Here is a 1,234-nt window from a genome sequence, read left to right as displayed (position 1 = left end):
CAGCGCGCGTGCCACAACCAGATCATAAAACCTTTCACCTCCTGCCGTGGTCTCTGAAGAAGGACTTTCAGGGCATGCACGGCACCCATGGCGACATCCAGCAACTTCGCAAAACAGTGGTTCGATGCCCGGGGCTGGAAGCCGTTCGCTTTTCAAAAACACGTGTGGGCCGCCGTCAAGTGCGGCGAGTCGGGGCTGCTGCATGCCAGCACGGGCGCCGGCAAGACCTACGCTGTCTGGTTTGCCGCCCTCAATCGTTTTGCGCGCTCAGTGCCGCCGCCGGATAAACCGCGCAAACGCAAACCGCCGCCCGAACCGTTGACGGTCTTGTGGATCACGCCCATGCGGGCCTTGGCCGCCGACACCGCCAAAGCCCTCGAAGCGCCGCTCACGCCGTTGCACATCCCTTGGAGCGTCGGCCTGCGCACTGGCGACACCAGCGCCAACGAGCGCGCCCGCCAAGGCCGGCGCCTGCCCACTGCGCTGATCACCACGCCGGAAAGCCTGACGCTGATGCTGGCCCGTGCCGATGCGCAAACCGCCGTCTCGACCCTGCGCATGGTCGTGGTGGATGAATGGCACGAACTGCTCGGAAACAAGCGTGGCGTCCAGTTGCAATTGGCGTTGGCACGCTTGCGACGCTGGCATCCCGGACTGATTGTGTGGGGCGTATCCGCGACCTTGGGCAATCAGCCTCACGCCGAGCAAGTCCTTATCCCGCAAGGCAACGGGACCAGCGTGCAGGGCGCCAACGGTAAAGCCCTGCAGATCGATACGCTATTGCCACCGACCCTCGAGCGCTTTCCATGGGCCGGGCACATCGGCTTGAAAATGCTGCCTCAGGTTGTCGCCGAAATTGACGCCAGCGGCAGTTGCCTGGTCTTCACCAACACCCGCGCGCAATCGGAAATCTGGTACCAGGCCATTCTCGACGCGCGACCCGATTGGGCCGGGCTGATTGCGCTGCACCACAGCTCGTTGTCCCGTGATACCCGCGACTGGGTGGAGCGAGCGCTGAAGGACGGCCAGCTCAAGGCCGTCGTGTGCACGTCCAGCCTGGACCTCGGCGTGGATTTCCTTCCGGTCGAACGTGTATTGCAGATCGGCTCGGCCAAAGGCGTTGCGCGACTGATGCAACGCGCCGGGCGCTCCGGCCATGCGCCGGGACGGACCTCGCGGATAACACTGGTGCCCACCCATAGCCTGGAGCTCGTCGAGGCTGCCGCTGCCCAGG

At 64.5% G+C, this 1,234-nt stretch carries 1 protein-coding gene; it reads left to right on the top strand.

What is annotated here, in order from left to right; translation table 11 throughout:
• Positions 1-87 precede the first annotated feature (87 nt).
• On the top strand, positions 88-1,234 hold a 1,147-nt coding region (locus OC610_RS27700; RefSeq protein ID WP_264432720.1), incomplete at its 3' end, for a DEAD/DEAH box helicase.

It is taken from the genome of Pseudomonas agronomica, assembly GCF_025917275.1.
Taxonomy (GTDB): Bacteria; Pseudomonadota; Gammaproteobacteria; order Pseudomonadales; family Pseudomonadaceae; genus Aquipseudomonas; species Aquipseudomonas agronomica.
This window is presented reverse-complemented; position numbering and strand designations above follow the sequence as displayed.